Below are 23,344 nucleotides of genomic sequence, written 5' to 3' on the forward strand. Positions count from 1 at the left end.
GGACGGCTCCAGTGGACTTCGGTTCAGGCAAATTCCGGCGCGACGGCCTCGACCACGACGCGGGCCGTGATCGAGTTCGCGATGTAGCAGGCCTCGTGGGCCTCATGGTGCAGCCGCGCGACGAGGTCGGCATCGGGGCGGTTCTGCCCCGAGAACACCACGCGGGGCCGCAGCCGGATTTCGGTCATGGCGACGCGGCCGTCGTCCCGTCGGGCGAGGGTGCCGGTCGCCGCGTCGTCATAGAGGTCGATGCAGAGCTTCTCCCGCGCCGCAAAGGCGAGAAAGAACAGCATGTGGCAGCTCGACGTCGCCGCCACGAGCGCTTCCTCGGGGTCGACGGCATCGGCGCGCGACAGCGGCAGCGGCACGCTGGACGGCGCCGAGGACGCCGGCACCTCGATGCCGCCGTCGAAGCGCCAGAGGTGCCCGCGGCTGTAGCGGTTGTCGACGAACGCCTCGCCCTCGTCGCGGCGCCACGTCACCGTCGCGGTGAACGACGCCGTGTGAGAGCGTTTGCCGCCGGCCGCCGGACGATCCGATGCCATCGCGCCGCTCCCGCTCAGAGGGTGTCGAGATAGGCCTGGTAGGCGGCCTGGTCCATCAACTCGTCGAGTTCGGCCTTGTCGGCGAGGCGGATCTTGAAGAACCAGCCGTCGCCCTCGGGGGCCTCGTTGACGGTCTGCGGCGCGTCGGGAAGCGCGGTGTTCGCCTCGACCACTTCGCCCGAAACCGGCGCATAGACCTCGCTCGCGGCCTTGACGGATTCGACGACGGCGGCGTCGTCGCCCTTGTTGAAGCTGCGGCCGATCTCGGGCAGCTCCACGAACACCACGTCGCCGAGCTGGCTCTGGGCATAGGTGGTGATGCCGACCGTGGCGACGTCGCCCTCGATCTTGAGCCACTCGTGGTCGGGCGTGAACAGGACGCTCATGATGGTTTCCCCTGCAAGCGGTGCTGCAAATACGATGAAGGCGCGGGATTCGCGGGCAGGCAGGCCCGGGATCGAAGCTGGACAGGGAGCCGTTCCGCCGGCTCCCGAAGCATCATGCAAGCCTTGCGCCGCCGCCGCGAGGCGGCATCGCGGCGCGGGCATCGCTCAGCGCTTGTACCGGTTGGGCACGAAGGGCAGAGCGGCCACGGTCGCCGGCATCGGCTTGCCGCGCACGATGAGTTCCACCGCCGTGCCGACGGCCGCGAACGGGCGCTCGACATAACCCATCGCCACCGGGCCGCCGACCGACGGGCCGAAGCCGCCCGAGGTGACGACGCCGATCGAACCGCCGCCCGGCAGCCGGATCTCGGTGCCTTCGCGGGCCGGCGCGCGGCCGTCCGGCTTGATGCCGACCCTGAGGCGCACCGGGCCTTCGGCAAGCTCGCGCTGCACCCGCGCGGCGCCGGGAAAGCCGCCTTCCGTGCGGCGACGCTTGGCGATCGACCAGTTGAGCGCGGCCTCGATCGGGCTCGTGGTCTCGTCGATGTCGTGGCCGTAGAGGCAGAGGCCGGCCTCCAGCCGCAGCGAATCCCGGGCGCCGAGGCCAATGGGTTTCACGGCCTCGTCGGACAGCAAAGCACTCCAGAGTTCGACGGCGTTCCCGGAGGCGACGGAGATCTCGAACCCGTCCTCGCCGGTATAGCCCGAGCGGCTGACGTGAACGGCGATACCGGCGACGGTCACCGGCGCGGCGCCCATGAAGGCCAGTGCGGCCGCTTCGGGCGAGAGCTTCGCCATCACCGCCTCGGCCTTCGGGCCCTGAAGCGCGACGAGCGCCCGGTCCGGTGCCTCCACCAGCGCGACATCGGCGGGCAGGCGGGCCTTGAGGTGGGCGAAATCGATCGCCTTGCGCGAGGCGTTGACCACGAGCATCAGCATGCCCGGGTCGCCGGTCAGCGGGCGGGTGACCATCAGATCGTCGATGATACCGCCGTCTTCGGCGAGCAACTGGCTGTAGCGCTGGCGGCCGAGGCCAAGGCCGAGAATATCGGCCGGCACAAGGCCTTCGAGTGCCTTCGCCGTCGTCTCCCAGTCGGGTCCGGAAAGGAACGCCTGGCCCATGTGCGAAACGTCGAACAGGCCGGCGTTCTCGCGGGTCCACAGGTGCTCGCCGAGCACGCCGAGCGGATACTGCACCGGCATGGAATAGCCGGCGAACGGCACCATCTTGGCGCCTGCCGCCACGTGGGCGGCATGAAGCGGCGTTGACAGGAGCGCTTCGGCGGCAGCCGGGCTCACGTCGGTGGAGGCATCCTTGGAGGGGCTGTCGGCCATGATGGTCCTGCTGCGAGGTTGGAACGCGGAGCGAACATGCCGGCGATGCAAATCGCCGGCCGGATCTTCCACGCCCCCTCTGTCGCAGAACCTGAGAGATTTCCCGAACCCGGATCGATCGATCCGCGCCGGTTACTCCTTCGGTGAGCCGGCGGGCCTGATCGGCCTTCGGCTGCTTTCCAGAGCGTCGCTCGTCCCCATGCGGTCCTCTTTGCCTGAGAGTTTCCGGGGCGGTTGCTCCTTCGGCGCCACACCCGTCACCTCCCGGCATGCCGGGGTGCGTCAGGCGCGGTCTCTCCCGCGAGGGACGTGACCGCCCGGCCGGAAGAACCGAAGCCGGAACGGCGCGGGCCGCGACGATGCCCGCTTGACGCACTCATGAGCCCCGGCCGCAGCGATGTCAACGGCCGGTGCCTGTCAAATCGGCAACGTCCGGCGGCAAGTGCTGCCCGCCGAACCGGTCGGGATCACGGGTCGAGCGGTGCGTCCGCGGCGCCACCGCCGTCGCTGCCGCCGCCGGCATCGAGCGGCGCGTCCTGGGCGGCCTTCAGCGCAGCCCGGCGCTTCTTCGCCGCTCCGCCGTCGTCGAAGCCGACGAAGATCACGAGATCGTCGCGCGCGGGGACGACGATCTGGTCCTGCACCAGCACCCAGCCGACGGCATCGGTGCCCGGAATCGCCTGCTTCACCTGGAACAGCTTGGAATAGAGCGTCTGGTCATGGCTGTCGGCGACCGTGATCCGCACCGGCATGGTGATGCTGCCCGGACCGCCCTTGGGTCCGGTGAGCACGCGGCCGGCGACGCCGACCTTCAGCGAGAGCTGACCGCCGGAGAAGCTGCACTCGCGGGCCGTATCGGCGATAGTGCCCTGGTAGCGCAGCGACATCGCATCGCCCTCGCGGCCGCCATCATAGACCGCGAACGTCTGCGTGCCGTCGCGCATGGTCACCGGCGGACATTTCACCACCGGAGACATCAGTTCGGGCGCGAGCGTCTTGGGCGGCTCCGAGGTACCGCGGAAGAACTGGCCGAGCGGCGAATCCGCCGTCTCCTGCAGCCACCCGCCGCTGCCGCACCCGGCGAGAAGCAGCGTGGCGCCGATCGCCGCCGCGGCGGCGAGGCGGGACGGGAACGCAGCGAACGGCTTCAGTATCATCGGCGACCTCTTCCCTCGTCTCCGGCGGAACATTCGTTCCTTATCGACCGCCATCCACGTCCGGCGTTGCTCGGGCCTTGGTCACGGGTCTCAAACCCGATCTCAAACCCGTCGGGGCGCGATGCCGGCTGTCGCGGCGGCGCGCCCCGCGCAGTCGCGCGGCGGAGGCGGAGGCAGATTGATAGCTGTTCGCGGCGCCGTCGTCACGAGGGTCTCGCACCGGCCGTTTGCCGGCCGGTGCGAACCGTCCCGCCGGGTATGCGGCGGGCCGAGGGGGTCAGAGCTTCAGTTTCTCGAGCTGCATGCACATGTGGTAGTGCATCTCGATGGTCGGCAGCGTCTTGGCGGCGAACGCCTTCAGCTCCGGGTTCTCGCCGCCTTCGGCATAGCCCTTGAAGAGCCCGACTGCGGCCTTGTGGCCGGCGGTCTGCGCGGCGATGTAGTCCTTCTCGAAGGTCACGCCGGTTTCCGACTTCAGACGCGCGATGGTCGCGTCGATGTCGGGGCCGAGGCCTGCCGGCGGCTTCAGGCCGGTCTTGGACTTGGCCAGCGCGGCGACGAACGCCGTGCCGATCTCAGTGTGGTCGTGGATCATCTTCTTTGCGAAGGCCACGATCTCGGGATTGGTCGTCTTCTGCAGCGCGATCTGGCTGGAGAGGATCTCGAACTTGTTGGCGGGCGCCGCCGTGTCCACGAAGGCCTGGGTCGTGGGCGCCGCGGTGGCCGATTCGGCCGCCGTCGCCGCCACGGGCGCCAGCAGCGCCGGGGTGGCGAGAAGGCTCAGGGCAACCGCGATCCGGGCGGCCGCGTTTCTTGTTGTCGTCTTCATCTGGGCACCTTTGTCGAAAGGACTGTCCGAAGGCCGGGATTGCGGGTAACGGAGCCGCTTGCGCGGACGGAGCCAGATTTATCACGTCGCCGGCCGGACGCTTCAGTTCTTCGCCGATGAGCACGCCTTATTCATGGCGCCCCATCTTCTCCGACCGTCGTTGCATTTGGCCGTCAGATCGGTGCCGCGCCGATGAAATCATGCGATGATGACGCGGCGGCAGCGGCCATTCGGCTCCGGCCGGCGTTCGGACCCTCACCCCCGCCTCAGTGGTATCCGCAGAAGGCGGAGCGGACAACGCACCGGGCTGGCGCTCGCTACCCATTTCGGGCAGCGATGCCTGTGAGACCGGTGGGATGCCTTGCCCGGTCTGCCCGCCGCGATCTCTGGCACAGGACCGGCGCGGACGGCCCATGCAGGACTGTGCCTTGACTTCGCCCCACCCGGTTCCTCTATTGCGAGGTCGACGTCTGCGGGCTGCGCGCCCGCGGACCCCGAGGCCATTTCCGGACGAGCAATGATGTCGACCGAAATCACAGCCAAGGCAGGGCCGCTCGCCGGCACCAGGCACGACGCTGACGGCCGGCCGGCGCTGTCGGTGCTTCTGTGCGCGCCGCGCGGCTTCTGCGCCGGTGTCGATCGCGCCATCCAGATCGTCGAACTCGCGCTCGAGCGCTATGGCGCGCCGGTCTATGTCCGCCACGAAATCGTCCACAACAAGTATGTCGTGGAATCCCTGAAGCGGAAGGGCGCGGTGTTCGTGGAGGAACTGCACGAGATTCCGCCGACCGAACAGCCGGTCATCTTTTCCGCCCACGGCGTGCCGAAGTCGGTGCCCGAGGCCGCCGATCGCCGTAACCTGTTCGTGCTCGATGCGACCTGTCCGCTTGTTTCCAAGGTCCACAAGGAAGCCGAGATCCAGTATCGGCGGGGTCGCGAGGTCGTGCTGATCGGCCACACCGGACATCCGGAAGTCGTCGGCACCATGGGTCAGCTTCCGCCGGGAACCGTGTCGCTGGTCGAGACGGTCGAGGACGCCCGCAGGCTCGTCGCGCGCGATCCCGACAATCTCGCCTGGATCACCCAGACCACGCTGTCCGTCGACGACACCCGCGACATCGTCGCCGTGCTTCAGGAGCGCTTCCCGACCATCGCCGCGCCCCACAAGGACGATATCTGCTACGCCACGACCAACCGTCAGGAAGCGGTCAAGGCGGTCGCGCCGGCCGTGGATGCGATGATCGTGGTCGGTGCGCCGAATTCGTCGAACTCCCAGCGTTTGCGGGAGGTGGCGGAGCGGGCCGGCTGTCCGCGTGCCGTGCTGATCCAGCGCGCGAGCGACATCGACTGGCGCGACTTCGCAGGCATCTCACGCCTCGGCATCGCGGCCGGCGCCTCGGCGCCGGAGGTGCTGGTGGAGGAGATCATCGACGCCTTCGCCAACCATTTCGACGTGGCGGTGGAAGAAGTCCGTACCGCCGAGGAGACCATCTCCTTCGCCGTTCCGCGCGAACTGCGGGCGGTCGCGGCGGCCAAATCGGCAGCATCCTCGGCTGCTGCCCCGAATGCTCCGGCGCCCGCGCAGAACGCGGCCGAATGATGCGGAACTGACATGGCCGTCTATACGGAAGTCGCCGACGAGGATCTCGGACGGTTCCTCGCCCGCTACGATATCGGCCGCGTGCAGTCCTGCAAGGGCATCGCGGAAGGCGTCGAGAACACCAACTACCTGCTCCAGACCACCGGCGGACGCTTCATCCTCACGCTCTACGAGAAGCGGGTGGATCGCGCCGACCTGCCGTTCTTTCTCGGTCTGATGCAGCATCTCGCCGCCCGGGGCGTGAACTGCCCGACCCCCGTGCTCGCCAAAGATGGTGTCGCGCTCGGCGAACTCGCCGGTCGGCCGGCGGTGATCGTGACGTTCCTGGAAGGCATGTGGCCTCGGCGGCCAGCCGTTTCCCACTGTGCCGAACTCGGCGCCGCGCTCGCCGGACTGCATCTGGCCGGAGCCGATTTTTCGATCCCGCGCCGCAATGCCCTCGGCCACGCCGCCTGGGCTCCGCTTTTCGCGCAGTCCCGCGACCGCGCGGACACCGTGCAGGACGGGCTCGCGGCGGAAGTCGACGAGACGCTCGCCGTTCTCGACGCTTCGTGGCCGGGCGACCTGCCGGCGGGCGTGATCCATGCCGATCTCTTCCCCGACAACGCCTTCTTCCTCGACGACCGGCTTTCGGGGATCATCGACTTCTATTTCGCCTGTAACGATCTCTATGCTTACGACGTGTCGGTCTGCCTCAACGCCTGGTGCTTCGAGCAGGACGGCGCGTTCAACGTCACCAAGGCGCGGGCGCTGATCGGTGCCTATCGCCGCGTGCGGCCGCTCTCCGCCGGCGAACTCGCGGCATTGCCCGTCCTCGCCCGCGGCTCGGCGCTGCGCTTCCTGCTGACGCGGCTGCACGACTGGCTGAGGGTGCCGCCCGGTGCGCTGGTGGTGCCGAAGAACCCGCTCGAATATCTGCGCAAGATGCGCTTTCACGCCGGCATCGCCGACGTGCGCGACTACGGGGTCGAACCGTGAGCGAGACCGGCCGGGTGGTGGCCTATACCGACGGCGCATGCAGCGGCAATCCCGGCCCGGGCGGATGGGGCGTGCTGCTGCGCTGGAACGGCCATGAGAAGGAACTCATGGGCGGGGAGCCGCTGACCACCAACAACCGCATGGAACTCATGGCGGCGATCTCGGCGCTCGAATCGCTGAAGCGTCCGATGACGATCGATCTTTTCACCGACAGCCAATATGTCCGCAACGGCATCATGAGCTGGATCCACGGCTGGCGCCGCAACGGCTGGAAGACCGCCGACAAGAAGCCGGTGAAGAACGTGGAGCTCTGGCAGCGCCTCGACGAGGCCCAGGCCCGCCACGAGATCGTCTGGCACTGGGTCAAGGGCCATGCCGGAGAAGAAGGCAACGAGCGGGTCGATGCGCTCGCCCGCGCCGGGATGGCGCCGTTCATGCCCGCGCGCCGGTCCCGCGAAGGACAGGCGTAAAGCCATTCCTTGCAAACAAGGTGAATAAAGGCTTTACGCCAAAACACTGATAAAAAAGAGATTTTGGGATTCGCATTAACCTCGCCTTTACGCCGCCCGGGTGACTCTTGGGCCTGCGAATTGCGTGAGGTGCTGCGTCGCAATGAGCCTGATCATAAGCGGGGCGTCCGTCGGGACGTCCCGCGTTTCCCCAGAGAATTCGAGGTCCGTCGGCGGGCGCCGTGCACGAGCACGGGGAGCTTCGTTCGGTCGGGCACTCGATCCCGCCTTTCCCGACGAGGCGATCATGGCTTCAGCGTCGCCGGCTCCGGCCGCCGCCGGGCTGCCGCTCGACCGCATTCTCATCGGCGACTGCGTCGCGCATCTGATGAGCCTGCCGGCGCAGTCGGTGGACGTGATCTTCGCTGATCCGCCCTACAACCTTCAGCTCGAGGGCGCCCTGCATCGTCCCGACCAGTCGCTCGTCGACGCGGTCGACGACGCCTGGGACCAGTTCGAATCCTTCGAGGCCTACGACGACTTCACCCGCGCATGGCTCGCCGCCTGCCGTCGGGTGTTGAAGCCGAACGGCACGCTGTGGGTCATCGGCTCCTACCACAATATCTTCCGCGTCGGCACGGCGATGCAGAACCTCGGGTTCTGGCTGCTGAATGACGTGGTGTGGGTCAAGGCCAACCCGATGCCGAATTTCCGCGGCCGACGGTTCGCCAATGCTCACGAGACGCTGATCTGGGCGTCTAAGGGCAAGGACGCAAAGAACTACACCTTCAATTATCACGCGCTGAAGGCGTTCAATGACGACCTGCAGATGCGGTCGGACTGGATGCTGCCGATCTGTTCCGGCGGCGAACGGCTGAAGGACGAGGACGGCGCCAAGGTCCATCCGACCCAGAAGCCCGAATCGCTGCTCTACCGGGTGCTGCTGTCGTCGACCAATCCCGGTGACGTTGTGCTGGACCCGTTCTTCGGCACCGGCACGACCGGCGTCGTCGCCAAGCGGCTCGGCCGGCGCTTCATCGGCATCGAGCGCGAAGCGGGCTACGCCGCGGCCGCCGAGGCGAGGATCGCCGCGGTCGAACCTGCGCCCCAGGCGTCGCTCGGCGTCGTCGCCGGCAAGCGGACCGCGCCGCGCGTGCCGTTCGGCTCGCTGATCGAGGCCGGGCTGGTGACGCCCGGGCTGGAACTGACGTGCGCGCGCGGGCGGCACCGGGCGGTGGTGCGGGCCGATGGCTCGCTGGAATCCGGTCCGCATGTCGGCTCCATCCACAAGGTCGGCGCGCTGGTGCAGGGCTTCGATGCCTGCAACGGCTGGACCTTCTGGCATGTCGAGCGCGAAGCCGGCCTGCAGCCGATCGATGCCCTGCGCGATCTCGTGCGGATCGGATCGGCGGTCGCCGCCGAATAGAGCGCGGGCTCCGGGCCGGGCGATCCCGGCCTACGGCACTCGCTCACCAGAATCCACGCCGCCCCGGGTGACCGGGGCGGCGCTCTCGTTCTCAGCGTCCCGCAGCCGCCAGTACCTTGCGGAACACCGACGGCAATGCCTCGCCGTCGATCTCGGAGGGCTGCGACCACCACCCGTCGCCTGCCGGCGTGCTCGCCGGCACCTCGGCGCGATAGACCTCCAGCACCAGATGGAAGTGGGTAAAGGTGTGCTCGACGGGCGCCATCATCCGCCTCCAGCCGGCCGGGAACGGCGCTGCGGCGCTCGCATCCGCAATTGGCGAGGCACGGCCGGCCGGCGCCACGACGGGCGCTGCGGTCTTCGGCTTCCGCCCGCGACGCGGCGGTGGCGCGCCGTCGTCGGTCGTCCATGCACTCGTCGGAAATTCCGTCATGCCGCCGAGCAGGCCCTTGTCCGGCCGCTTGCGCACCAGCACCGCGCCGTCGGGCCTGACGGCCACGAACGCCGCGCCGCGCCGCACCGGCCGTTCCGCCTTTGCCGCCTTGACCGGAAATGCCTCCTGCGTTCCCGCCTCGCGGGCAGCGCAGGAGCCGTTCCATGGGCAAAGGCCGCAGGCGGGCCGTTTCGGCGTGCAGATGGTCGCGCCGAGATCCATCATCGCCTCGGCGAACTCGCCGGGTCGGTCTCCCGGCACGAGGGTTTCGACGAAGGCCCGCACCGCTGCTTTCGCGGCGGGCAGTGGCGTCGCGATGGCCGCGATCCGCGTCACGACCCGCTCGACATTGCCGTCGACGACCGCAGCCGGCCTGCCGAAGGCGATGGCGGCGACGGCTGCCGCCGTGTACGCCCCGATCCCCGGCAGGGCGAGCAGACCGGCTTCGTCCGAGGGAAAGCGTCCGTCGAGGCTGAAGGCGACGGTCTCCGCGCAGCGCTTGAGATTGCGGGCACGGGCGTAATAGCCGAGCCCCGCCCACGCCTTCATCACGTCTTCGTCCGGGGCCGCGGCGAGCGCGGCGACGGTCGGCCAGCGCCGCGTGAAGGTCTCGAAATAGTCCTTCACTGCCGCGACCGTCGTCTGTTGCAGCATGATTTCCGAAAGCCAGACGCGGTACGGATCGGCGACAATTCCCGCCCGGCGCTCCGCCGGTCCCACGCGCCAGGGCAGGCGGCGGGCGTGGCGGTCGTACCAGGCGAGAAGGTCGGCGGCGGAAGGAGCGGGACGTTGCGCGATCATGGTCGCAAACTTACGCGCTGATGTGCGGTAGGGAAGGGCGGTCAAATGTCCCTGCGGGATGCCTGCCGGGCCCGGATCGGCTATGATGCGTGGCGTGAGCCGGCGGAGAGCCCGGCCCCGCGTGCGGCCGGCCCACACGGGCGATGGTCGCCGGCCCGCTTCCACCGGAGCGCCTTGATGAGCAGCATCTACGACGAGCGGCCCGATTTCCGGCCCGGACGGCGGCGTGCCGCCCGTCCGCTGGCGGATATCATCGGCCCGGCGATCGAGGACGCCTGCCGGCGCCGGGGGTTCGCCTCGTCCGAGATCGTCACGCTCTGGCCCGAGATCGTCGATTCGGCGTTGGCACGCCGCAGCCGTCCCGAGTGCATCAAGTGGCCGCGGCGGATGCCAGGCGACGATGGCCCCCGGCCGGGAACGCTGGTGGTGCGCTGCGATGGCGCTGGCGCCATGGTCATCAGCCACCAGGCGCCCGTCATCATCGAACGCGTCAATGCGCTGTTCGGCTGGCGCGCTGTCGAGCGCGTCCGCGTGGTCCAGCGCCCCCCGCCTCCCGAGGCGGACTCGGGCCGGCGGCGTCTTCGGCCGCTGGCACCCCAGGAAGATGCCCATCTCGCGGGGATGATCGGTGAGGAGACGCCGGCGCCGCTCGCCTCCGCCCTCAGGCGTCTCGGCCGCGGGGTGATCGGCGCTTCGCCGCGTCGCGAGCCTTCCGCCTGAGCGATCCGCCCCGCAAAAGCGCCGCGCCGTCCGAAGGTGAAAGCGTCGGACGCCGCCATATCGGGCGTTTCCCCTTCGATCTGCGTTGTTCGCGTCCGCTTATCGCCACGCTAGGCAAGTTCGGCGGCTACCAATGGACGTTCGAGTTCTGACGATCACATGAACTTGTGGACGGATGCGGTGCGGCGGGTGCGCTTGCCGGAAACTCACAATTGCCTCATTTGCGCCGTTGCTTTCCGCGGCCGTCCGCTTCAATGGTCGCCTCCAGAATTCCTGCTTCCGACTGATACCCAAGGAGACCGCTCGTGAATTTCACCCGCCGCCGTTTTCTCGATGCCCTCGGCGCGTTGGCGCTCACGGCCGCCGCGGCCGTCAGCTTCACGGGCGGTGCAGAGGCGCAGGAAGCCACCATCGACGAGAAGGCGCTGCTCGCGCCCCAGGCGCTTCCGGACCAGGTGCTCGGAAAGGCCGATGCTCCGGTGACGGTCGTGGAATATGCGTCGATGACCTGCCCGCACTGCGCGGCTTTTCATGCGCAGACATGGCCGCAGCTGAAGTCGAACTATGTCGATACCGGCAAGATCCGCTTCATATTCCGCGAATATCCGCTCGATCCGGTGGCTATGGCTGCCTCGATGCTGGCGCGTTGCGCCACGGATGATAAATATTACGACATGATCGATCTCTTCTTCGATCATCAGCGCGAGTGGGCCTACACCGACAAGCCGCTGGAAGGCCTGCAGAACATGGCCAAGCAGGCCGGTTTTACACAGATGAGCTTCGAGGCATGCTTGACGAATCAGAAGCTTCTCGATGAGCTGAACGCAACCAAGGATCGCGCCTTTAAGGAGTTCGGCGTCAATTCGACCCCGACATTCTTTATCAACGGCCAGAAGCTGACCGGAGAGCAGTCGATTGAAGCCTTCAGCAAGGCCATCGACGAAGCAGCGGCAAAGGCGAAGCCTGCGAACTGATTCGGCGGGACGCCGTTCTGCGTCTTCGAGCCCCGTTGCCGGCGCCGGTAGCGGGGCTCTTTGCGTTGGCGCGGCTTTCTCCCCTTGGGTCGAACCCCGCATGATCGCGGGCGGGGGCGTGCGATGCGGTTCGTGAAGCTGCGCATTGCCGGCTTCAAGACCTTCGTCGAGCCGACGGAGGTGCCGATCGAGCCAGGCCTGACCGGCGTCGTCGGCCCGAACGGCTGTGGCAAATCCAATCTCGTCGAAGCGCTGCGCTGGGTGATGGGCGAGAACTCGTCCCGCAACATGCGCGCCAACGACATGGACGATGTGATCTTTTCCGGCTCGACCCGCCGACCGGCACGAAATCGGGCCGAGGTCGCGGTCGTGCTCGACAATGCCGACCGCCTCGCGCCGTCCGGCTTCAACGAGACGGACGTCCTCGAAGTCTCCCGCCGGATCGAGCGGGCCGCCGGCTCGTCCTACCGTATCAACGGGCGCGAGGTTCGTGCCCGCGACGTGCAGTTGCTGTTCGCCGATGCCTCGACCGGCTCGCGCTCGCCCTCGATGGTGCGCCAGGGGCAGATCGGCGAACTGATCGCGGCCAAGCCGGCCGCGCGGCGCCGCATTCTGGAAGAGGCGGCCGGTGTGTCCGGCCTGCATTCGCGCCGACACGAGGCGGAAATCCGCCTGAAGGCAGCCGAGCAGAACCTCGCCCGGCTGGAGGATGTGCTCGGCGAGATCGGCGGTCAGCTGGAAAACCTGCGCCGGCAGGCGCGGCAGGCGGCCCGCTACCGGGCGCTGTCCGGCGAGATCCGGAAGGCGGAGGCGGGCCTTCTTCACCTCCGGTGGCTCGCGGCCCGCACTCAGGTCGGCGAGGCGGAGGCCGCGCTTTCCGCTGCCTCTGACGCCGCGCAGGCGGAAGCGGTGGCCCAGGGAAATGCCGCCCGCGATCAGGCCGTCGCGGCTGCCGCCATGCCGGGCCTTCGCGAGCGCGAGGCCGCTGCCGGTGCCGCGCTGGCCCGCCTTCAGGCCGCGGCCGAGTCCCTCGCGGCCGAGGAACGCCGTGCCCGCGAGCGTCTCGTCGAACTCGAGCGCCGTATCGTGCAGATGGCCGAGGACCTCTCCCGCGAGCAGCGCCTCGTGGAGGAGGCGCGCATTGCCGGCGAAACCCTCGCCGACGAGGCCGAAGCCCTTGCTGCCGAGGAGGCGGACGCGGCCGACCGGGCAGCGACCCTCGGTGCCGAGGTCGCGGACGCGGAAGAGATATTGTCCGCGGCCGAGGATGCCCATGGCGCCGCCACCCGCGCCGCCGCGGAGGCCGCCGCCCGACGCGCCTCGCTTGAAAGAGCCGTCAGGATCGCCGCCGAGCGGGTGGTGGAACTCGAGCGTGAGTTCGTCGTGCTTGAACGTGAGCGCGCCGACATCGAGGCACGGCTTGCCGCCGAAAGCGGTCCCTCGGACGCGCGCGAGGCGCTGGAAGACGCCGAAGCCGCCCTGTTCGCGGCCGAGGAGGCCGTCGCCGTCGCCGAGTCCGATCTCGCTGCGGCCCGCGATGCGGAGACGGCGGCCCGTGGGCCTGCCGCAATGGCCACCGAGACGGTGCAGCGGCTCGATACGGAAGCGCGCACGCTCGCGCGCATCCTCTCCGCCGGTAACGGTGGGCGGCATGCGCCGGTGGTCGATGCCGTGACCGTCGATCCGGGGTACGAGACCGCGCTTGCGGCCGCTCTCGGCGAGGATCTCGATGCCTCGCTCGATCCGGCAGCGCCCGCGCGCTGGTCGGGAACGGGCGCGGAGCCCGGCGATCCCGCGTTGCCGGCCGGGGCTGCGCCGTTGGCCGCCCACGTCCGCGCGCCGGAGGCACTAGCCCGCCGGCTCGCCCAGATCGGCGTTGTGGAGGCTGCCGAAGGGCCGATCCTGCAGGCGGTGCTCAGGCCGGGACAGCGGCTTGTCAGCCGCAGCGGCGATCTGTGGCGATGGGACGGCTTCATCTCGTCGCCGGAGGCTCCGAGTGCGGCGGCGCAGCGACTGGCCCAGCGCAACCGTTTGACCGAGATCGAGCATGAGCTTGCCACCGCGGTGACCGTGCGCGATGCCGCCCGCGATGCGCTTGCCGCCGCCCAGCTCGCGGCTGTGCGTGCCGTCGCCGCCGAGAAGGGCGCGCGCGACGCCGCGCGCGAACGCCAGCGCCTGGCCGCACGGGCGCGGGACGGTCTCGCCGCGGCCGAGCGCGCCGTGGCCGAGATCGAACGCCGCCGTTCCGCACTCGCCGAAGTCGCGGGCCGGCGTGGCGCCGATCTCGAATCGGCGCGGGCCGCCAGCACCGAGGCCGAATCCGCGCTGGCAGCTCTGCCGGCGGCGGGCGGTCATGAGATCGAGTTGATTCGGCTGGGCGCGGCCGTCGGCGAAGCGCGGTCCCGCCTGACGGAGGTGCGGGCCCAGGCCGCCGCCGGAGCCCGCGAGAGCGAGATGCGCAGCCGCCGGCTGGCGGCAATCGCGCGCGAGCGCGAGGCTGTGCGGCTCCGGGCGCAGGAAGCGGAACGGCGGGCGGCCGATCTCGACCAGCGCCGGCTGGAGATCGAGGACGAGCGCGTGGCGCTCATCGACGCGCCTGACGAACACGCCGGGCGGCGGCGTGCGCTCCAGGCCGAGATCGCGGCCGCCGACGAGGCGCGCCTTGATGCCGCGGAAGCCCGTGCCGCCGGCGATGTGGCGCTGGCGGAGGCTGATCGCGTGGCGCGCGCGGCGCTCGCCTCCCTTTCCACCGCCCGGGAAGCGCGGGCGCGTGCCGAAGAACGCCTTGCTGCCGCCCGCGACCGTCGGGCCGAGATCGAAGGCCGCATCGCGGATGCGCTCGATTGCCTGCCGCGCGAGGCTGCGGCCATCGCGGAGATCGACCCTGCCGCACCGCCGCCGGACGTCACCGTCATCGAAGGCCGGCTCGACAGGCTCAAGGCGGAACGCGAGCGGCTCGGCGGCGTCAATCTGCGCGCCGAGGCCGAGGCTGAGGAAGTCGAAGCCCGTCGCGATAGTTTGGTCGCCGACCGCGACGACCTGACCGAGGCGATCAAGCGTCTGCGGCAGGGAATCAGCACGCTCAACGGCGAGGCGCGCGAGCGGCTGTTGGCGGCATTCGAGACCGTGGACGGCCACTTCCGCCAGCTCTTCACCCACCTGTTCGAGGGCGGAAGCGCGGAACTGGCCCTTGTCGAGGCAGACGATCCGCTCGAAGCCGGGCTTGAGATCTTCGCCCGCCCCCCGGGGAAGAAGCCGCAGACGCTGACGCTTCTGTCAGGCGGGGAGCAGGCTTTGACCACGCTCGCTCTGATCTTCGCTGTGTTCCTGACGAATCCGGCGCCGATCTGCGTGCTCGACGAGGTCGATGCGCCGCTCGACGACGCGAATGTCGAGCGATTCTGCGATCTCGTGGTCGAAATGACCCGCCGCACCGACACCCGTTTCCTCGTGATCACCCACAATCCGATCACGATGTCGCGAATGCACCGATTGTTCGGCGTGACCATGGTCGAACATGGCGTATCTCAGGTCGTCTCGGTCGACTTGGAAACCGCGGAAAGCTTCCGGGAAGCCAGTTGACAGCGCAGCCACACGGCCGACGGCCGGCGGCGCCGATTGTCGCATCGGCCGCCGTCTGGAAATAATCGAGACTGATCAACGCGTTATGCCGTCATTTCCTCGCCTTGACAGCCCGTCCGGCCCATGCCTATTGTGCGCGCGATTTCGGGTCCCGGGGGGCTCGTTTTCCGACGGGGGAACGATATGACGCGTGAACCTCGGGACGGAAATGAAAATGCCGATGCCGCGCGCGATGCGCTCGGCGACGCGGAACTCCGGGCGCGAAGGGCCAGGCTGGATGCCGCTCTGGACGGCCGCGCCAAGAAGAAGGCGCGCGCGGAACAGGGCGGTGGATGGTTCTCGAGCCGCGATACGGCGGGCTGGAACCAGGCGTTCCGCTTGAGTTCGGAATTCATCGGGGGCATAGCCATCGGCGGTGCCATCGGGTGGGGAATAGATTATCTCCTCGGCACGTTGCCGTTCGGGCTGATCATTTTCCTGCTGCTCGGGTTTGTGGCGGGCATCCTGAACGTGATGCGGGCGGTCGGGCGCATGCCTCCGCCCGAAGATCGGATCGGAAAGCCGTAAAGCCGCGAGGCGACGGGTCTGCCGGACGAGGTGTCCGGCGGCGCGGGTTTGAGGACGAAGCGGGCCGGTGCCCGCTGACATGAAGGGCTCGGCGGGTGTCGAACGATCCGATCCATCAATTCCAGCTTTCCAAGATCGTCGACATTCAGGTCGGTGGCCTGGATCTGTCGTTCACGAACTCGGCGCTGTTCATGGCGGTGGTCGTCGTCACGTCGGTGCTCTTTCTCGGCCTTGCCACCCGCGGCCGCGGGCTGGTGCCGGGTCGGTGGCAGTCCGCTGCCGAGATGTCATACGAATTTGTCGCAAATACGTTGCGAAGTTCCGCCGGCACCGAAGGAATGAAGTTCTTCCCGCTGGTGTTCTCGATCTTCATGTTCGTGCTCGTCGCGAACCTCTACGGCCTGTTCCCGTATTTCTTCACGGTCACCAGCCACATCATCGTGACGTTCGCGCTCGCGATGATCGTCATTCTGACGGTGGTGATCGCCGGCTTCCGCAAGCACGGCTTCGGCTTCCTCAAGCTGTTCGTGCCTCACGGCGTGCCGGGCGTGCTCATCCCGCTGGTGACGGCGATCGAGGTGATCTCGTTCCTCTCGCGTCCGATCAGCCTCTCGGTTCGTCTCTTCGCCAACATGCTGGCGGGCCACATCACCGTTAAGGTGTTCGCCGGCCTCGTCGTCGCCCTGGGCGCGCTTGGCATCGGCGGATGGATCGGCGCGATCCTGCCGCTCGCGATGACAGTGGCGATCACCGCGCTCGAAGTGCTGGTGGCGTTCCTCCAGGCCTATGTCTTCACCGTCCTGACCTGCATGTATCTCAACGACGCGATCCATCCCGGCCACTGAGCCCGGCAGGACGCGGTTCCGCAGCAGGCGGGCCTCTTTCCACCAACCCGATCCGGAACTCGACCAGTTCAAACTTAAGGAGCCACCATGGACGCGGAAGCTGCGAAGTACATCGGCGCCGGTATCGCCTGCCTTGGCATGGGCGGCGCGGCCGTCGCCCTCGGCAACATCTTCGGGAGCTATCTCTCGGGCGCGCTGCGCAATCCGTCCGCTGCCGACGGCCAGTTCGGCCGCCTGATCTTCGGCTTCGCCGTGACGGAAGCGCTGGGCATCTTCTCGCTGCTCGTCGCGCTGATCCTGCTGTTCGCCTGATCCGGCGCGATCGCGGCTGAAGCCGCGATCGGGTCCGTCAGGGTCCGCAGTCTAGATCGCAGGGGCGGCGCATGGCGTCGCCTCTGGCGTGTCTGCAGACCGTGCATCTTCCGGCCGGCGCCGCGCGCTGTTCTCTTCCGCCCACATCCGGTTGACGAGACGCGAGACGGCGAAGCGGCTGGAGGACGTGGATCCGCGACAGGGCCGGCTCGCCACGTCGGCAAGCGGCCCGACCTTGGATCGCCTTTATCAATCCCGCGGTCCGCGACCGTATCAGGCTTCGGCCTCACGGACGCGGTCGCTCCACGGGCGCTTCGGTGCCTTGGTTGAATGCGCTGGGAGAAACCGATGGAAAGCGACGCCGCGAGCGGAGCGGAAGGCCACGGAGCCACCACCGAAATGGACGCGACCCAGGCCGGCGCGGGACACGGTGACGCGGCTCATACGACCGGTCATACCGAGGTTCCGGGAGGCAAGAATGCCTTTCCGCCGTTCGAGCCGGCTGCCTTCCCCTCGCAGCTGTTCTGGCTCGCCATCACCTTCGGCGCGCTCTTCCTGATCATGAAGCGGTCCATCGCGCCGCGCATCGGCACGATCCTCGAAGAGCGCCGCGACCGCATCGTCGGCGATCTCGCCGAGGCGGATCGCCTGCGCGAGGAGACCGATGCCGTCATCGCGGCCTACGAAGCCGAGTTGAAGGCCGCCCGCCGTCATGCCACCTCGCTTGCAGAGGAGCGCCGCACCACGGCAGCGGCCGAACTCGCCGCCAAGCGCGCCGAGGTCGAGGCTGACCTTGCCGCCAAGCTCTCCGAGGCAGAGGCGCGGATCGAGACCATCAAGCAGCGTGCGCTGTCGGAGGTGAACACGATCGCCACCGACACCGCCGTCGCCGTGATCGAGCGCGTGGCGCCGATCAGCGTCGATCCTGCCGAGGTGGCTTCGGCCGTCTCCGCGGTGCGCAGCGGAAACTGAGCGAGGAACCGCCATGCATTTCGACGCAACCTTCTTTGCTCTCGTCGCACTGGTGATCCTGTTCGCCGGGTTCATCTACATCAAGGTTCCGGGCAAGGTCGCCGGCTATCTGGACGAACGGTCCAGCAACATCCGCCGCGAGCTCGACGAAGCCCGCCGGCTGCGCGAGGAAGCGCAGACCGTTCTGGCCGAGTACCAGCGCAAGCGCCGCGAAGCCGAGGCCGAGGCGCAGGCGGTGCTCGAGACCGCCCGTTCCGAGGCCGAGCGCATCACCGCCGAGGCCCATGCCGCGATCGAGGACATGATCGCCCGCCGCACCAAGACCGCGGAGCAGAAGATCGCCCAGGCCGAGACCCAGGCGATCGCCGATGTCCGGTCTGTTGCAGCCGACGTCGCCGTCGCTGCCGCGGCCCAGGTCCTCAAGACCCGAATCGGCGGCGCCGCGGCGGACACCCTCATCAACGAGGGCATTCAGGCCGCCAAGGCGCGCCTGAACTGACGAGGCTCGCCTGAACTGAGTCTGCGCCTGGATTGAACCGAGGCTTACCACGGGGCCGCACCCGCGAGGGCGGTGGCACGGGACACGGTTGAACGGGGCACACAGGCTCCGACAGCGAATTCGAAAGGCCGGAGCGGCTCGACGCTCCGGCCTTTTCGTTTTGCGGCCTGTTCCTCGGACGATAATCGGTCTGCGCAGGTGAACCGGTCGCCGGGCAAAACAACACGGCGTCAAAGGCCCGGCTTATGCAAGGCGCCTGAAAGCCGTCCGGTGAAATCGGCGCTCGGACTCGCACCTGCCGTTCGCCCCTGCCGGAGGCGCGCACGGACTCAAAGCAGCTTGCGGATCGGTGCGAAGCTGCGGCGATGATGCGGGGTAATGCCGAAGCGGGCGAGCGCAGCCTGATGCGCGGCGGTGCCGTAGCCCTTGTGGCGCTCGAAGCCGTAATCCGGGAAGCTTTCCGAGAGCGCGCTCATCAACCGGTCGCGCGCCACCTTGGCGACGATCGACGCGGCGGCGATCGACTGGGACAGCATATCGCCGTCGATCAGGGCTTCGCCTGCGCAGGACAGGCCCGGCGGCACGTCACGTCCGTCGAAAACCGCCAGTGTCGGCCTCTCGGCGAGCCCGGCGACCGCACGCGCCATCGCCCATAACGTTGCCTTGCGGATGTCCGTCCGGTCGATGCGCTCGACCGAAGCCATGCCGATCGCGACATCGGCGGTTGCGATGATCTCCGCGAACAGCCGCTCGCGCTCGGCCGGCGACACCAGCTTCGAATCCGCCAGCCCGTCGGGAATGTGGTCGCGGTCGAGCACGACGGCGGCGGTCACAACCGGTCCGGCCCATGGCCCGCGCCCCACCTCGTCCACGCCGCACAGTCGTCCGCCGGCGCGCGCGAACAGCCGCGCGTCGAACGCCGGGTCCGGCCATCGGGATGCCGGCAATGGCGGCGGCTCGCCGCTGCCGTCCGGCGGGCCGATCAGATCGGCGATCGGGGCCATTGTCCTCATGCGCTTTGCCATGGCGGCACGGTGGCGTCGACGCCGCCGATTCGCAATCCCGCCGATCGGACTGCTGTCCGCGGATTGCCATCCGCGGACGGTGGGGCCGAGCCCGAAATCCGATCCGACCGGCGCGGCGCGATCGACCGGAGGCGCCCGAGATGATCGGCACGCCACGCAGCTCGGTGCGCCTTCATACCCGCCCGAAGTGCTTCAGGGCGGCAGGACGACGCCGCCGTCTCCGTCGAGCGGCCAGAACGGATTCCAGGCGACTTCCCAAAGATGACCGTCCAGATCGGCGAAGTAGCCGGAATAGCCGCCCCAGAAGGTGTCATGTGCGGCCTTGACGATAGTACCACCGGCTGCGGCGGCGTTCGCGAGTTCGCGGTCGACGGCTTCCCTGTCCGGCAGGTTTCTCGCAAGCGAGAAGCCGCCGAACGTCACGGTTGCCGTGGCTGCCTCCCGTGGCAACCCCGCATCCTCGGTCAGCGCTTCGCGTCCGAACAGGGCGAACACGGCGCCGCCGGACGGGTAGAACACCACCGCGCCCTCGACGCTCGTGGACGAGCGATGCCATCCGAGCCGGTCATAGAACGCGGCCGACGCCGCGAGATCGCGCACGCCGAGCGTGATGGCCGTGATCCTGGGAGGTGAGGGCGACATCATGACAGACTCCAAGCCGGGTTCTTTCCGCGCCCGTGGGCGGGGGCGCGGCTTTGTGGATCAGCGCGCTTCCACCATTCAGAAGACGCTTCCACCGTTCAGAACAGGCTGAGCTGCGCGCCCTGCGGCACCGGCGGTTCGAACAGGTCGCCCCTTAGCCGCATCCGCCGCGCATTGAGGCCGAGCCGCTTGCATGCGAGTTCGAAGCGTCGTCCGAGCGTCCACGCATAGGGCCCTTCGCCGGTCATGCGCTTGCCGAAGGACGCATCATAGTCCTTGCCGTCGCGCATCGCCCGGACGATGGACATGACATGGCGAAAGCGGTCCGGGTACTCGCGCACCAGCCAGTCCTTGAACAGCTCGGAGACTTCCAGCGGCAGTCGCAGCAGCACATAGCCCGCTTCGTCAGCCCCCGCGGCCTTGGCGGCGTCGAGGATGCGCTCGATTTCCGAATCGTTCAGCGCCGGAATCACCGGAGCCACCATCACCGCTGTCGGCACGCCGGCCTCCGTCAGCTGGCGGATCGCATCGAGCCGCTTCTCCGGCGTGGAGGCGCGCGGCTCCATCGAACGCGCCAGCCGCCGGTCGAGGGTCGTCACGGAAAGCGCGACCTTGGCAAGTCCGCGCGCGGCGAGCCGGGACAGGATATCGATATCGCGGGTCACCAGCGCCGACTTCGTCGTGATCGCGACGGGATGCCCGGTGCGCTCCATCACCTCCAGCACGGCGCGGGTCAGGCGCCGTTCCCGTTCGATCGGCTGGTAGGGATCCGTCGCCGTGCCCAGCGCGAGCGTGCGGGCCACATAGCCGGGCGCCGCCAGCTCGCGCTCCAGAACCTCCGCGACGTTGGACTTGGCATAGAGCTTGGTCTCGAAATCGAGCCCGGGCGAAAGACCGACATAGGAATGATAGGGGCGTGCATAGCAGTAGATGCAGCCATGCTCGCAGCCGCGGTACGCATTGAGGGACCGGTCGAACCCGATATCGGGGGAGGTGTTCCTGGTGATGGCGGAGCGCGCGCGCTCCTCCCGCACCTCGGTGCGGACCGGCGCCGCCTCATCGAGCGACTGCCAGCCATCGTCGACGATCTCCCGCCGCTCGGCCTCGAAGCGCCCTTCAGGATTGAGCCCGGCGCCACGTCCGCGCCGCTGCCCTTCGAGCACGGCGACGCCGAAGCGATCGGGCTCGTCGCGGGTCGGGCCGGACGGCAGCGGCATCGCACGCGCTGCGTTGGCGGCCATCGATTCGCGCGGCTTTTCGAGGACGTTTCTGGCGGCCATCGGATCACCTCCCGGTGGTGGGCCAATCGGCCCGACATTCCCGGAACATAGGCGATCGAACAGAACATAACAAGAACATTTGCGTCGGCGCGCGGTCGTTCGCACTCGCGGCAGAACGGGAAAGCGTGTATGAGAAAAACCATGATCACAGTGGTCATCCCGACATCGAACAGCGAGGTTGCCCTCGCCTACACGCTCGCGTCGCTCGTCGGCGCGGCGGCCGACGGCGTCGTGCGCGAGGTCGTCGTGGTCGATGCCGGTTCGCGCGACGGGACCCTCCGGGTCGCCGACGAATCCGGCTGCAATATCCTGGAAAGAAATGGCGATCTCGCCGGCCGGTTGCGGGCGGGGGCTGCCGAAGGGCGGCGCGGCTCGTGGCTGATGTTCGTGCGGCCGGGGGCGGTGCTGTCGAACGGGTGGCACGGTGAGGCGGCCACGTTCGCCGAGCGCGCGGAGCGCAGCGGTCGCGGCGTCGAAATGGCGGCGGTATTTCGCTTCGCGCTCGACGAGATGGGCCTGGCGGCCCGCGTCGCCGAGGCGCGTGTGTCGCTCGCCGCGCGCGTGCTGCGGATGCCGGCTGCCGAGCAGGCGCTGCTGTTGCCCCGCGCGCTCTACGACAAGCTCGGAGGCCACCGCGACCTGCCGCGCTACGAGGAAATCGACCTCGTGCGCCGCATCGGGCGAGGCCGCCTGCACGTCTTGCATTCCGAGGCGCGCGTCGCCTCACGGGCGGATCTCGTGCGGGCCCGCGGCCGCCTGGGCGGCGCGCTTCTGGCCTTGCGCGTTTCGCCGGAAATCCTCTCCCGGATCGGAGCCTGAGGCGGTGTCGCGGAAGACGGCGCCCGCGCGGATCGCGCGCACCGGGCACGTCCTGTCCGGTGCCACGCTGCCGCCGCGTCGATCTGCCGCCCGGATGCGGAGCGCGCCATGAGCCTCTCCGACGGCGACCGGCGCGCCGAACTTGCGGCCCTGATCGAGTTGTACGACGCGATGGGCGTCGATGCCGTCGTGTCGGATGTGGCGCCCGATCGCTTCAAGGCGGTGGAAAAGCCACAGGCGTTCGCTCCGGCCGCCCCGCCGCCATCTTTCACTCGATCCGCATCCGCCGGCGCCGCTGCTCCGGGGCTGGAACCCCGTCGCTTCGTGGCCCCGCCGGAGAGCGGCACGCCGGGTGCGACGGTGCCCGACGACGCCGCGATCGCGGATGCCCGCGCGCTCGCCTCCGCGGCGACGAGCCTCGACGAACTCCGCGAGACACTGGCGCGGTTCGAAGGCTGCAATCTCAGGAAGACGGCGACGCGTCTCGTGTTTGCCGACGGCAACCCGGCCGCCCGGCTGATGTTCGTGGGCGAAGCGCCGGGCCGCGAAGAGGATATCGCCGGCCTGCCGTTCGTCGGCCGGTCCGGCAGGCTGCTCGACCTGATGCTCGCCGCGATCGGCCTCGACCGCTCCTCGGTCTATATCGCCAATGTCGTGCCCTGGCGTCCGCCCGGCAATCGCACGCCGAGCCCCCAAGAGACCGAGATCTGCAAGCCGTTCATCACCCGGCAGATCGAACTCGTTGCTCCGGAGGTGCTCGTGTTCCTGGGGGGGGCCTCCTCCAAGGCGCTGACCGGCTCCAGCGACGGCATCCGCAAGCTTCGCGGGCGCTGGATGACGGTGGCGATCGGCGGGCGCGAGATCCGCGCCATGGCCACGCTGCACCCGGCCTATCTGCTGCGCCAGCCTCTGGAAAAGCGGCTGGCGTGGCGGGATTTCCGCGCGATCAGGTCGGCGCTGGCGGGCTGAACGCCTGCGGCTGCGCGCACCCGTGCAGCGATGTGCCGAAGAGAAATCGCCTGTTCTCCGCACGGCCCTCTATTGCGAGGTCTTGGTTGTGCCACGGTAGCGCCATATTCCGCACATCGTTTCGAGATTTTGATTTAGTATAAATTGGTAAATTTTACCGTGCTACTTTGATGAGCGCGATGCGAAATTGCTGATGACT

At 68.7% G+C, this 23,344-nt stretch carries 23 protein-coding genes and 1 riboswitch; of the genes, 14 read left to right on the plus strand and 9 right to left on the minus strand.

The window, feature by feature from the left end; translation table 11 throughout:
• Positions 1-23: 23 nt before the first annotated feature.
• The 5 genes from BUF17_RS00765 to BUF17_RS00785 form a co-directional block, all read right to left on the minus strand.
• Complete coding sequence (locus tag BUF17_RS00765) at positions 24-545, minus strand: OsmC family protein (RefSeq protein ID WP_073625316.1); 522 nt, start codon at positions 543-545, stop codon at positions 24-26.
• A 14-nt stretch (positions 546-559) separates the two neighbouring features.
• Positions 560-931, minus strand: a complete 372-nt coding sequence (gene gcvH / locus BUF17_RS00770; protein ID WP_073625317.1) for a glycine cleavage system protein GcvH — start codon at positions 929-931, stop codon at positions 560-562.
• A gap of 165 nt (positions 932-1,096) precedes the next feature.
• Entirely contained in the window at positions 1,097-2,266 is a 1,170-nt protein-coding gene (gcvT, locus tag BUF17_RS00775; protein WP_073625318.1) for a glycine cleavage system aminomethyltransferase GcvT, read from the minus strand.
• Between the two features lie 192 nt (positions 2,267-2,458).
• Positions 2,459-2,577, minus strand: a riboswitch (glycine riboswitch).
• 156 nt (positions 2,578-2,733) lie between these two features.
• Positions 2,734-3,423: a hypothetical protein gene (locus BUF17_RS00780; RefSeq protein WP_073625319.1), complete on the minus strand. Its 690-nt coding sequence runs from the start codon at positions 3,421-3,423 to the stop codon at positions 2,734-2,736.
• 277 nt (positions 3,424-3,700) lie between these two features.
• The gene (locus BUF17_RS00785) at positions 3,701-4,252 is read right to left on the minus strand and encodes a DUF4142 domain-containing protein (RefSeq protein ID WP_073625320.1); all 552 of its coding nucleotides are present in this window, start codon (positions 4,250-4,252) and stop codon (positions 3,701-3,703) included.
• Between the two features lie 520 nt (positions 4,253-4,772).
• Between BUF17_RS00785 and ispH the strand changes: the two genes are divergently transcribed.
• The 4 genes from ispH to BUF17_RS00805 all read left to right on the plus strand — a co-directional run bounded on the left by ispH (position 4,773) and on the right by BUF17_RS00805 (position 8,705).
• Positions 4,773-5,852, plus strand: coding sequence for a 4-hydroxy-3-methylbut-2-enyl diphosphate reductase (gene ispH, locus BUF17_RS00790; RefSeq protein WP_084563945.1), 1,080 nt, complete (start codon positions 4,773-4,775; stop codon positions 5,850-5,852).
• Positions 5,853-5,864: 12 nt separating this feature from the next.
• Complete coding sequence (locus tag BUF17_RS00795) at positions 5,865-6,830, plus strand: homoserine kinase (protein ID WP_073625321.1); 966 nt, start codon at positions 5,865-5,867, stop codon at positions 6,828-6,830.
• Positions 6,827-7,300 (plus strand): ribonuclease HI, encoded by a 474-nt coding sequence (gene rnhA / locus BUF17_RS00800; protein WP_073625322.1) that lies wholly within the window; start codon positions 6,827-6,829, stop codon positions 7,298-7,300. The genes BUF17_RS00795 and rnhA overlap by 4 nt, the downstream gene beginning before the upstream one ends.
• 286 nt (positions 7,301-7,586) lie before the next feature.
• On the plus strand, positions 7,587-8,705 hold the full coding sequence (locus BUF17_RS00805) for a site-specific DNA-methyltransferase (RefSeq protein ID WP_073625323.1): 1,119 nt from the start codon (positions 7,587-7,589) through the stop codon (positions 8,703-8,705).
• A gap of 91 nt (positions 8,706-8,796) precedes the next feature.
• On the opposite strand, the gene mutY is transcribed toward BUF17_RS00805, so the two are convergent.
• The gene (gene mutY / locus BUF17_RS00810; RefSeq protein ID WP_073625324.1) at positions 8,797-9,939 is read right to left on the minus strand and encodes an A/G-specific adenine glycosylase; all 1,143 of its coding nucleotides are present in this window, start codon (positions 9,937-9,939) and stop codon (positions 8,797-8,799) included.
• A gap of 177 nt (positions 9,940-10,116) precedes the next feature.
• Here mutY and BUF17_RS00815 point away from each other — a divergent pair, with 177 nt between their 5' ends.
• The 8 genes from BUF17_RS00815 to BUF17_RS00850 all read left to right on the plus strand — a co-directional run bounded on the left by BUF17_RS00815 (position 10,117) and on the right by BUF17_RS00850 (position 18,410).
• Positions 10,117-10,659 carry a DUF721 domain-containing protein gene (locus tag BUF17_RS00815; RefSeq protein WP_073625325.1) on the plus strand — a complete coding sequence of 181 codons (543 nt, stop codon included), beginning with the start codon at positions 10,117-10,119 and terminating at the stop codon, positions 10,657-10,659.
• Between the two features lie 305 nt (positions 10,660-10,964).
• The gene (locus BUF17_RS00820) at positions 10,965-11,633 is read left to right on the plus strand and encodes a DsbA family protein (RefSeq protein ID WP_073625326.1); all 669 of its coding nucleotides are present in this window, start codon (positions 10,965-10,967) and stop codon (positions 11,631-11,633) included.
• 123 nt (positions 11,634-11,756) lie between these two features.
• Positions 11,757-15,215, plus strand: coding sequence for a chromosome segregation SMC family protein (locus BUF17_RS00825; RefSeq protein WP_073625327.1), 3,459 nt, complete (start codon positions 11,757-11,759; stop codon positions 15,213-15,215).
• Positions 15,216-15,338: 123 nt separating this feature from the next.
• Positions 15,339-15,782: an AtpZ/AtpI family protein gene (locus BUF17_RS00830; RefSeq protein WP_139282361.1), complete on the plus strand. Its 444-nt coding sequence runs from the start codon at positions 15,339-15,341 to the stop codon at positions 15,780-15,782.
• A 95-nt stretch (positions 15,783-15,877) separates the two neighbouring features.
• Positions 15,878-16,627, plus strand: a complete 750-nt coding sequence (locus BUF17_RS00835) for a F0F1 ATP synthase subunit A (RefSeq protein ID WP_073625329.1) — start codon at positions 15,878-15,880, stop codon at positions 16,625-16,627.
• A gap of 87 nt (positions 16,628-16,714) precedes the next feature.
• Positions 16,715-16,939, plus strand: a complete 225-nt coding sequence (locus BUF17_RS00840) for a F0F1 ATP synthase subunit C (RefSeq protein WP_073625330.1) — start codon at positions 16,715-16,717, stop codon at positions 16,937-16,939.
• A 348-nt stretch (positions 16,940-17,287) separates the two neighbouring features.
• On the plus strand, positions 17,288-17,911 hold the full coding sequence (locus tag BUF17_RS00845) for a F0F1 ATP synthase subunit B (RefSeq protein ID WP_244530722.1): 624 nt from the start codon (positions 17,288-17,290) through the stop codon (positions 17,909-17,911).
• 13 nt (positions 17,912-17,924) lie between these two features.
• Complete coding sequence (locus BUF17_RS00850) at positions 17,925-18,410, plus strand: F0F1 ATP synthase subunit B family protein (RefSeq protein ID WP_073625331.1); 486 nt, start codon at positions 17,925-17,927, stop codon at positions 18,408-18,410.
• A 329-nt stretch (positions 18,411-18,739) separates the two neighbouring features.
• On the opposite strand, the gene rnhB is transcribed toward BUF17_RS00850, so the two are convergent.
• The 3 genes from rnhB to BUF17_RS00865 all read right to left on the minus strand — a co-directional run bounded on the left by rnhB (position 18,740) and on the right by BUF17_RS00865 (position 21,357).
• Positions 18,740-19,423, minus strand: coding sequence for a ribonuclease HII (gene rnhB / locus BUF17_RS00855; RefSeq protein ID WP_244530723.1), 684 nt, complete (start codon positions 19,421-19,423; stop codon positions 18,740-18,742).
• Between the two features lie 204 nt (positions 19,424-19,627).
• Complete coding sequence (locus tag BUF17_RS00860; protein ID WP_073625945.1) at positions 19,628-20,077, minus strand: VOC family protein; 450 nt, start codon at positions 20,075-20,077, stop codon at positions 19,628-19,630.
• Positions 20,078-20,175: 98 nt separating this feature from the next.
• Positions 20,176-21,357 (minus strand): PA0069 family radical SAM protein, encoded by a 1,182-nt coding sequence (locus BUF17_RS00865; RefSeq protein ID WP_428977608.1) that lies wholly within the window; start codon positions 21,355-21,357, stop codon positions 20,176-20,178.
• A 141-nt stretch (positions 21,358-21,498) separates the two neighbouring features.
• Between BUF17_RS00865 and BUF17_RS00870 the strand changes: the two genes are divergently transcribed.
• Together BUF17_RS00870 and BUF17_RS00875 are read left to right on the plus strand one after the other, a co-directional pair.
• The gene (locus BUF17_RS00870; RefSeq protein ID WP_073625332.1) at positions 21,499-22,176 is read left to right on the plus strand and encodes a glycosyltransferase; all 678 of its coding nucleotides are present in this window, start codon (positions 21,499-21,501) and stop codon (positions 22,174-22,176) included.
• Positions 22,177-22,284: 108 nt separating this feature from the next.
• Entirely contained in the window at positions 22,285-23,145 is an 861-nt protein-coding gene (locus BUF17_RS00875) for a uracil-DNA glycosylase (protein WP_073625333.1), read from the plus strand.
• Positions 23,146-23,344: the final 199 nt, after the last annotated feature.

Source organism: Pseudoxanthobacter soli DSM 19599, assembly GCF_900148505.1.
In the GTDB taxonomy this organism is placed as follows: domain Bacteria; phylum Pseudomonadota; class Alphaproteobacteria; order Rhizobiales; family Segnochrobactraceae; genus Pseudoxanthobacter; species Pseudoxanthobacter soli.

Excerpts from the sequence above, each read along its gene's own strand:
- BUF17_RS00815 (WP_073625325.1), top strand. The coding sequence starts at position 10,117 with ATGAGCAGCATCTACGACGAGCGGCCCGATTTCCGGCCCGGACGGCGG.
- BUF17_RS00845 (WP_244530722.1), top strand. The coding sequence starts at position 17,288 with ATGGAAAGCGACGCCGCGAGCGGAGCGGAAGGCCACGGAGCCACCACC.
- gcvT (WP_073625318.1), bottom strand. The coding sequence starts at position 2,266 with ATGGCCGACAGCCCCTCCAAGGATGCCTCCACCGACGTGAGCCCGGCT.
- BUF17_RS00785 (WP_073625320.1), bottom strand. The coding sequence starts at position 4,252 with ATGAAGACGACAACAAGAAACGCGGCCGCCCGGATCGCGGTTGCCCTG.
- BUF17_RS00830 (WP_139282361.1), top strand. The coding sequence starts at position 15,339 with ATGCCTATTGTGCGCGCGATTTCGGGTCCCGGGGGGCTCGTTTTCCGA.
- BUF17_RS00870 (WP_073625332.1), top strand. The coding sequence starts at position 21,499 with ATGATCACAGTGGTCATCCCGACATCGAACAGCGAGGTTGCCCTCGCC.
- BUF17_RS00850 (WP_073625331.1), top strand. The coding sequence starts at position 17,925 with ATGCATTTCGACGCAACCTTCTTTGCTCTCGTCGCACTGGTGATCCTG.
- BUF17_RS00860 (WP_073625945.1), bottom strand. The coding sequence starts at position 20,077 with ATGTCGCCCTCACCTCCCAGGATCACGGCCATCACGCTCGGCGTGCGC.
- BUF17_RS00825 (WP_073625327.1), top strand. The coding sequence starts at position 11,757 with ATGCGGTTCGTGAAGCTGCGCATTGCCGGCTTCAAGACCTTCGTCGAG.
- BUF17_RS00795 (WP_073625321.1), top strand. The coding sequence starts at position 5,865 with ATGGCCGTCTATACGGAAGTCGCCGACGAGGATCTCGGACGGTTCCTC.
- mutY (WP_073625324.1), bottom strand. The coding sequence starts at position 9,939 with ATGATCGCGCAACGTCCCGCTCCTTCCGCCGCCGACCTTCTCGCCTGG.
- BUF17_RS00805 (WP_073625323.1), top strand. The coding sequence starts at position 7,587 with ATGGCTTCAGCGTCGCCGGCTCCGGCCGCCGCCGGGCTGCCGCTCGAC.
- BUF17_RS00765 (WP_073625316.1), bottom strand. The coding sequence starts at position 545 with ATGGCATCGGATCGTCCGGCGGCCGGCGGCAAACGCTCTCACACGGCG.
- gcvH (WP_073625317.1), bottom strand. The coding sequence starts at position 931 with ATGAGCGTCCTGTTCACGCCCGACCACGAGTGGCTCAAGATCGAGGGC.
- rnhB (WP_244530723.1), bottom strand. The coding sequence starts at position 19,423 with ATGAGGACAATGGCCCCGATCGCCGATCTGATCGGCCCGCCGGACGGC.
- BUF17_RS00780 (WP_073625319.1), bottom strand. The coding sequence starts at position 3,423 with ATGATACTGAAGCCGTTCGCTGCGTTCCCGTCCCGCCTCGCCGCCGCG.
- ispH (WP_084563945.1), top strand. The coding sequence starts at position 4,773 with ATGTCGACCGAAATCACAGCCAAGGCAGGGCCGCTCGCCGGCACCAGG.
- BUF17_RS00865 (WP_428977608.1), bottom strand. The coding sequence starts at position 21,357 with ATGGCCGCCAGAAACGTCCTCGAAAAGCCGCGCGAATCGATGGCCGCC.
- BUF17_RS00875 (WP_073625333.1), top strand. The coding sequence starts at position 22,285 with ATGAGCCTCTCCGACGGCGACCGGCGCGCCGAACTTGCGGCCCTGATC.
- BUF17_RS00840 (WP_073625330.1), top strand. The coding sequence starts at position 16,715 with ATGGACGCGGAAGCTGCGAAGTACATCGGCGCCGGTATCGCCTGCCTT.